2 protein-coding genes are annotated in these 7903 nt (G+C 51.8%); one reads left to right on the top strand and one right to left on the bottom strand.

The window, feature by feature from the left end; all coding sequences use genetic code 11:
• Positions 1 to 743: 743 nt before the first annotated feature.
• Complete coding sequence (locus WCO56_27620; protein MEI7733371.1) at positions 744 to 3572, bottom strand: protein kinase; 2829 nt, start codon at positions 3570 to 3572, stop codon at positions 744 to 746.
• 425 nt (positions 3573 to 3997) lie between these two features.
• On the opposite strand from WCO56_27620, the gene WCO56_27615 reads away from it, so the two are divergent.
• Positions 3998 to 7243: a DNA methyltransferase gene (locus WCO56_27615; protein ID MEI7733370.1), complete on the top strand. Its 3246-nt coding sequence runs from the start codon at positions 3998 to 4000 to the stop codon at positions 7241 to 7243.
• Positions 7244 to 7903 lie beyond the last annotated feature (660 nt).

The raw sequence follows: 7903 nt of genomic DNA, 5'->3' as shown, positions 1-7903 counted from the left end.
CGGACAATCATGACGCTTGTGATCAAATTCATCGCAGGGAACATATAAGGGTGGGTTTGGAGACGTTTAACTCGGTGGCAATGGCGGCGAACGTGCGTCCCTGCGCCCGCAGGGCGATGAACCGCGCCATGGTTTCCTGATCTTTCATAACGGACAGACCTTTCTCTGGGGAACGGAACCGGTCCGCTCCCGGGTTATCCCGGGACACAAGCGTCCAAGGATTCGTTTAACAGTTATTCAGGAGTACAGTTGAATAGTTAGTATATAGTATATATATTGATAACCCTCCCTCACCGAGAAAGGCCCGGTAAAACCGGGGGTTACTGGCACCCCACCGGGGTGTTTTTCACCGGCCAACCGGATGCGACACCGCCGCATCGGTCAACAGAAACAAGTTAACATAGATTAAACAAAATACAATATAAAAGTGAGAAATTATGGATGTATTTGGGACGCAAAGTGAGTCATCCAGAGGAAAGTTGATGAACATCGGAAAAATATTTTTCCGCAAGTGGGCGCAAAAGTTGGAATCTCCGCAAGCCTGGCTAAAGACGAAAACGAACGCGATGATTTAACACCTCAATCGGTTAACACCCAGCGAAACAGCTAGCCGCTCCAAAGAAAAATGCTGTAAATAAGCCCACCTCAGCCTGGCTGGTTTTGATTCAACCCGTGACAAATAAAATATTGAGCTTGGTGAAATTCCTTTTTTACCTTGATAATTTATGCGGATTTCCGTGCACCTATTTAACTTGTTGGTTTTGCAGCAACCAGTGTCGGATGGCCATGTTTTGTGGATGCTGCGGATCCTGTCGTAACAATTCTGTGTAATGTTCCCGCGCTTTGGTTGGGCGTCCCAAATGTTGGGCGAACAAATTAGCCACCTGCAAACGTGCGCGTGTATCCGAAGGGTTTAGCTGCAGAGTGCGCTCCAATTCCTCGGCAGCATCCGCATAATACCCACTCTGCTGCAAGGCTGAAGCCAAGATGGCGCGAGCATCAGCCGCATCCGCTTTAAGCGCAAGTGCTATTTCAAGCGCACGAAAAGCCCGAGGTAAATCACCCAATTCGAGTGCAACCAAACCGGCATTGTAGTGTGCCTCATACAATGCGGGATCAGACTGAGCAGCAGAATCATAACCTTGCAACGCCTCTGTCCATCGCTTTTCTCGATGCGCCTTGATCCCCACGGCAAAGAATGCCAACGCCTGTTTGCGGTCTCCCGGAACTGGCTTGGAGGGATGCTGATACACATAGCGCTTCACACTTGGCACTTCGACACGAGTCAGTTCAACCACTTGGGTGGGAATAGAGTTAGCGCTGTGCAATGCTGCCCCCTTTTCTTTAGCGCTTCTGTCACTACTTTGAGGCTGTGTCCCTTTGAACAGGGCCGGCTCGTCCTCTTTGGACCTCTGCTCAGCTTCTTCGGATTTCCGCGTTTTTTCCGTCAAATCATCCACCAATACCAATCGAAAACCACGGTCATCGCTCCGATCTACAGGAGTGTCGAATGGGATTATGCCCAGAGAGATACGGGTGACACTACTCCACGCTCCACCAACAGACGATACAATCATATTACTCAACACCCCTGGTGGCTTGCCAAAATCAAATAAATTCTCGGTCCATTCCGAAACATTGCCATACAGATCATAAATTCCAAATTGATTGGGCTTAAAACTCCCCACCGGCGCTGTCCTGGCAAACTCGTCATGATAACCTTCGATGACAGCAAAATTAGTCGGCCAATCATCGTTCTTGGCTTCACTACCCGCAAAATTTACCGTTCCCTTCGGTGGTGGCCATTGGTCACCCCATGGACGTATACGCGACCTGCCTGTAGCATTGGTTAGCCAGCCTCCTGCTACACCGTATTCCTTGTTTGTCGGCAAACGGTAATGCTGGTTTCTTTCCAAAATGCCCGCCGTTTGGTCTCGCTTCGACAGCCACAGGCAAAAGGCCTTGGCATCACTCCAGTCAACGCAAGTCACTGGATGATTTTCCCCTTGTACAAAACCGGGCTTATCCCACCCGTAGTCCCATCCACGTTTTTTGTGGCCATCGCTTTTCATAATCAAAGGTTCTACCCCTCTTTGATAGCTCCAGCCCCCGTTATTCGCCTGATCTTGGGCAAATGCCGCAAAGTCTTTCACCCGCGTTTCCCAAATACTAAAAAGAGCCTTGGTTCCCGGCACAGGAACGAACGGCATGCCGAGACTATTGGTCCAGGGATGCTCTTTGGTGGCATCTGGAATGCTTGGTGACAGCGTTGTATTAAACAGCTCCTTTATGGTCGACGCAAAAGACTGCAGAACGGTTCCTTGCCCCATCTTATCCATTCGCCAATACCATCCCCCAAATGCTAGCAAGACCAAGACGACACCCATAGCGATCAGCCTACGCTTTAGTACTGATGAACGCTTTGATTTGCGGTTCTTTTTGTCCTCTATTGCTGCACTGGCTGGCACCGTAATTGCGGCAAGGCAGGTAGGACATTTAATTGACAATCCTGCTCCCGCCTTATCAATCAACAATTGCTGACCGCAGTTATTACAGTAAAATAATACATCCGCCCCAGCATCCTGTGCCTCCCTGGCGGCTGGCACTACGATCTCAAGCGTACTCGCCGGAATAGTTGAAGATACTGGTTGAATCTTCGCCTGAGCCGACTCACCGAAAGTTGGCGTTTCTCCTTCACCCCTCCGCCTTTCACCCTCTGCCTTCTCCAATTGTTCCCAAACGTCTTTAGTACTCGGCGGCCTTTTCCCTGCCTCTTTCTCCAAACAAACCATCACTACCGCACATACACCCAACGGCACTTCATTTTCCCGACCCAGCTCTTTCAACCGTTCGGAAATCTGCTCCGGCACTTCATGCATCACCTGGTATTCGATCACGCCTTGGTAAAATGGCGGGCTGCTCGTGAATAGATGATAAAGAGTAGCCCCCAGCGCATAAACATCATCACTGACTTGCGGCGTCTTCCCTCGCATTTGCTGTGGGCTCATGTATGCCACCGTCCCGCTTGTCCCCGCCTTGCCCGTCATCCGGCTCATGCTATTACTCACCACTGCGGCAATCCCAAAATCCGCCAGCTTCAAATTGCCCTTCGCATCCACCATCAAGTTCGCAGGCTTTAGATCACGATGGATGACGCCAATTTCATGCGCATATTGAAGTGCCTCGCATAACTGTTTTACCAACGGCTTCAACCGCTCCCACGTCAGTACCCCGTTAAAATCCTCGCATCGCAAAACATCCAAGGTCTTGCCTTCAATGTACTCCATGGAAATAAACGATGCTTCCCCTTCAAACTCGTGAAAATCGTGAATGCGGACAATATTGGGATGGGTGAGCATTTGGGCGTTGGCAGTCTCCCGGCGTAACCCCTCCAATGCTTGTGGATCGGCTTGTACTAACGCCGGCAGGAATTTCAAGGCTGCGGCTTTGTGCAATCGTTCATCATGCGCCAGCCATACCAACCCCATGCCACCCTGACCCAACTTTCGTATCAGGGTGTAACGCCCCTGCCCAACCTTCTGATTAGCGGTTAATGATATTGCATCAGCCATGTGCTTGCGCGGAGACTACCAACGAAAGGGCAACAGCGCAATCCGTTTTGATTACTAAAACGTCACCAAATTGGGTTCAAGACTTAGCTCACACCCAACTGATTCGATTTTTTGGTTTCATCCGCCGCCATAGTTGGTAAACTGGCACTGCATTTTCACTCGTAAATGGTTGAAATTTTGGACTTAACGGCGTTTGGTAATGATGAACAAAGCAACAGCGGAAGGGCATCGAGCCAGGTTAAGAAAGCGGTTCCTCTCTGGGGACGACTTACTGCGCTCAAGTGTTTTCCGGCTCAATCTCCATGCCGACCTCTACGCTGCCAACCGCAACACATACCTCAACGTTACTGCGACACTAAGTTTTCTGCCATTTGGCCGAAAAATTGGGAATCGCAAGACACGACGAGAACAATTAGCCTTTCCAGATGCAGAACATTTCATGGAATGAAGTTCGCGACCGCGCCATAGCATTCTCGCGTCGTTGGGCGACCGAAGCAAGTGAGGCTGCGGGCAAGCAGACCTTTTGGAATGAGTTCTTCGCTGTCTTTGGGCGGGACCGGCGAACAGTCGCTTCCTTTGAAGTGGCGGTAAGAAACTTGCATGGCGATTACAACTATATCGACTTGCTCTGGCGCGGCATGCTTTTGGTTGAACACAAAAGCGCGGGTAAAAGTCTCGCTGCGGCAGAGTCCCAAGCGTTCGCCTACATTGAGGACCTCGCGAGAGAATGTCGGTTCGATGAGATCCCTCGCTTCGTCATCGTTTCCGATTTTGCACGTTTTGCGCTTTACGATTTAGAGCCAGAGGATGACCACGGTTTACCGCTTTTTGCGGGAAAACCTTACGCTGCGACGAGTTTTCCGCTAGCAGAACTTCATCGTTACGCCCGGCATTTTGCCTTCCTCAAAGGCGAGAGGACCATTCGCCTCAACCCGGAAGACCCGGCTAACCAGAAAGCCTATGACCTCATGTGCGAACTCCACGACACACTGGAAGCGCAAGGTTTCATGGGCACTGACTTGGAACGATTACTTGTGCGGCTGTTGTTCTGCTTGTTCGCGGATGACACCGGGGTTTTTGAGCCATCCACATTTGAGACCTTTATTCGCCAGCAGACTCGTGAAGATGGTTCCGACGTTGGAGCTCGCTTGAACGAACTCTTTGATGTTCTGAATACACCGGAAGACCGCTGGCCCATCACGGCTCGAGACACCTTCGCAGGCTTCCGTTACATCAACGGCGAACTGTTCCAAGACCGCCTTGCGTTTCCCCCATTCACACGCCGTACGCGCGATGCCTTAGCGGCCGCCTGCGAATTTCAATGGGCGCGCGTATCGCCAGCAGTGTTCGGGAGTCTGTTCCAAGGAATCATGGACGACAAGGAACGCCGCCAACAGGGGGCTCACTATACGTCCGAGCGCGACATCTTAAAGGTCGTGCACGCGCTGTTTCTCGACGAGCTAAAGTCAGAGTTTGAAACCATTCGTGCCGATCGCTCGACGCGCCGCAAAATGCGGCTCGAAGACTTTCATAAAAAGCTTCGCAAATTGCGGCTCATGGACCCAGCTTGCGGATGCGGTAACTTTCTTGTCCTTAGCTACCGCGAACTGCGGCAGCTAGAACTCGAACTGCTTAAGGAACTGCACGTTGGTCAGCAATTCCTCGACGTCCGACAGGCCATCCATGTGGACGTGGATCAGTTTTACGGCATCGAGTATTCAGAGTGGCCCAAGCGCATCGCCGAGGTGGCAATGTGGTTGATGGACCACCAAATGAACCAACGCGTTTCTGAAGTTTTTGGTCAGAGCTTCGAGCGGTTGCCATTACGCAATAGCCCGCACATAGTTCAAAAAAACGCACTCACCCTTGACTGGCGTAAAGTGCTGGCTCCTGAGCAATGTACGTATGTACTTGGCAATCCCCCGTTCGTCGGGAAGCACTACCAAAGCGACGCACAGAAGGCGGACATGAGGACAGTGTTTGGTAATTTCAAGAACCTCGGCGACATCGACTACGTGGTCTGCTGGTTCCGTAAGGCAGCCGAATACATCCAGGGAACGAAAATCAAGGTTGGCTTTGTTTCGACCAACTCAATCACGCAAGGCGAACAGGTACCAATTGTATGGGGCATGCTTTTCGGCCAGTTTCACATCAAAATTCACTTCGCTCACCGCACATTTGCCTGGGTGAGCGAGGCACGCGGAGCTGCACACGTTCACGTCGTCATCATCGGGTTTGCTGCTTTTGACACTGACCGGAAGACCATAGTGGATTATGAGCCGGACTCTACTCGTCCCAGCGTTACCTCAGTTTCGAACATCAGCCCTTACCTGACTCCAGGCTCAGACTCATTTGTAACAAAGCGGACGAAGCCACTCGCGGACGTTCCGGAAATCCGCTGCGGCAATAAACCTTCCGATGGTGGATACCTCATTCTGACGGATACAGAAAAAGCGGAGTTACTTCGCGAGGAGCCGGGCGCGGAAAGATTCTTGCGGCGGTTTACAGGCTCCGAAGAATTCATCAATGGAAATATGCGATGGTGCCTCTGGCTCGTTGGCGCTACGCCCGCTGAAATGCGCGCACTCCCAAAAATCATGGAGCGTGTGCAGAAAGTTCGGGTATTTCGCGAGCGCAGTACCGCTGGCCCAACACGAGCCGCAGCGCGAACTCCATGGCAGTTCTTTTACCTTAACCCTCAGACAGCGGAGTATATCCTGATACCGGAAGTCTCGTCAGAGCGCCGCTCTTACGTACCAATTGGGATTGTTTCTCCCGAGATTGTTTCTGCGAATACAAACTTTCTCGTGCCAACCAACGACCGGTTTATATTCGGAGTTCTCACATCAGCGATGCACATGGATTGGCTTCGCGTAGTCGGGGGGCGGCTCGAATCGCGCTACCGCTACTCTGGTTCGATGGTTTACAACACCTTCCCTTGGCCGAGTGCCACCGACCCGAAGCGACGCACTGCAGTTGAGACGGCAGCCCAATTGGTGCTTGACGCCCGCAAGCCCTACTTGCCGCCCGATGGAGAAGGAACGCTTGCTGACCTGTACGACCCCCTAACCATGCCTTTACAACTGGCACGCGCTCACGCTGAGTTAGATATCGCCGTGGATCGGTGCTATCGCTCAGAGAAATTCCACAGCAGCAGGGAGCGTGTGGAACATCTCTTCGCGCTGTATGAAAGTGCGGCATCGCCATTGCTTCCCGTCGTGTCAACACACCGTGGTCGAAGCTCCAACAAGAAACGCCCAACTGCTTCCGATGAAATGGCCGCACTCCTCACTGAAACCAAGCAGGAACTGGTTCAGCTCGACATGAAGAAGTCCCGAAGCACTCTGGCAAACACGATTCTTAGATTACCAAGGTGGTATCACACAGTCTGGAGAAATCTGGAACAAGGCTTTGAGGACGACGGGATGGACGAGATGTATGCGGTTCTCGGTGGATATATTGAATCAGGCGACTTTGAGACTTGCGATAAAGAGATTGCAGCGATTGCGGAGGTGGCTTCGCGAAGCCCAGTCTCTGCTTTAATTGGCCTCCTCACAATCACGCGTGACTCAGCCGAACGATTACCCTCCAGAGCGGCTTTGCGCAAAGCGACGGCCAGCCGCTTACGTGCCTTAGGCAAGGAAGACACGAAGGTTTTACAGGGGCTTTAGACGATGAACGAGATGCGTTTTTTGTGGCCACCCACATCGTGGCCAATAGACCAATGGGTTGGCATCTTCTTGACCTGGGAACCCAAATATGGTTGTTGGCACGCTGGCGTAGTTTACCGAGGGTCAAGCGATATGGTCCATTGGCTCCACCTCATGGGACACTGGGAATTCCTTACAGAACAACCCAGAGAGAAAGCATGGTGCATTCGCCTTCAAGTAGACAAAGCACGTCTGCCCGCTGTTACAGCTTTCTTGCGTCGTGTGCAAAAGAATCACAGCAGAATTCCATACGGCTTTAGCCCAGATGAACGTGCATGGTTCAATCCTAGCACAGGAGGTTTGTATCCCAGAGAGCTTGGCGAAGGGATGACGTGCGTAACATTCGTGCTGGCCCTTCTCGCGGGCGCTGGCCTACCACTAACGGTATCTGAGACATGGCCTGCACGCAAAGATGACGAAGTGAACAAGAATAATTGGGTTGTTCGCTTCACTCCTCATCGCTCAGAGATGGGGCCTGACGAGGGTTTACACTTTGATGCGATTGCGGCACTGCCCGGTTCTGTTCGGATCCGCCTTTCGGAGCTTCTCGGGGCTGCCTCGGATAGCATAGAGCCCGTCCCGGAAAAGCCGTTTTCAAAACATGCATAAGATAAGCTATAA

The organism is Verrucomicrobiota bacterium, from assembly GCA_037139415.1.
Taxonomy (GTDB): Bacteria; Verrucomicrobiota; Verrucomicrobiia; order Limisphaerales; family Fontisphaeraceae; genus JBAXGN01.
Note: the sequence above shows the minus strand (reverse complement) of the source record. Positions and strands in the feature narration are given on the sequence as shown.

What these genes read in the sequence shown, in the direction of transcription:
- WCO56_27615 (MEI7733370.1), top strand. Translation starts at nt 3,998, where the DNA reads ATGCAGAACATTTCATGGAATGAAGTTCGCGACCGCGCCATAGCATTC.
- WCO56_27620 (MEI7733371.1), bottom strand. Translation starts at nt 3,572, where the DNA reads ATGGCTGATGCAATATCATTAACCGCTAATCAGAAGGTTGGGCAGGGG.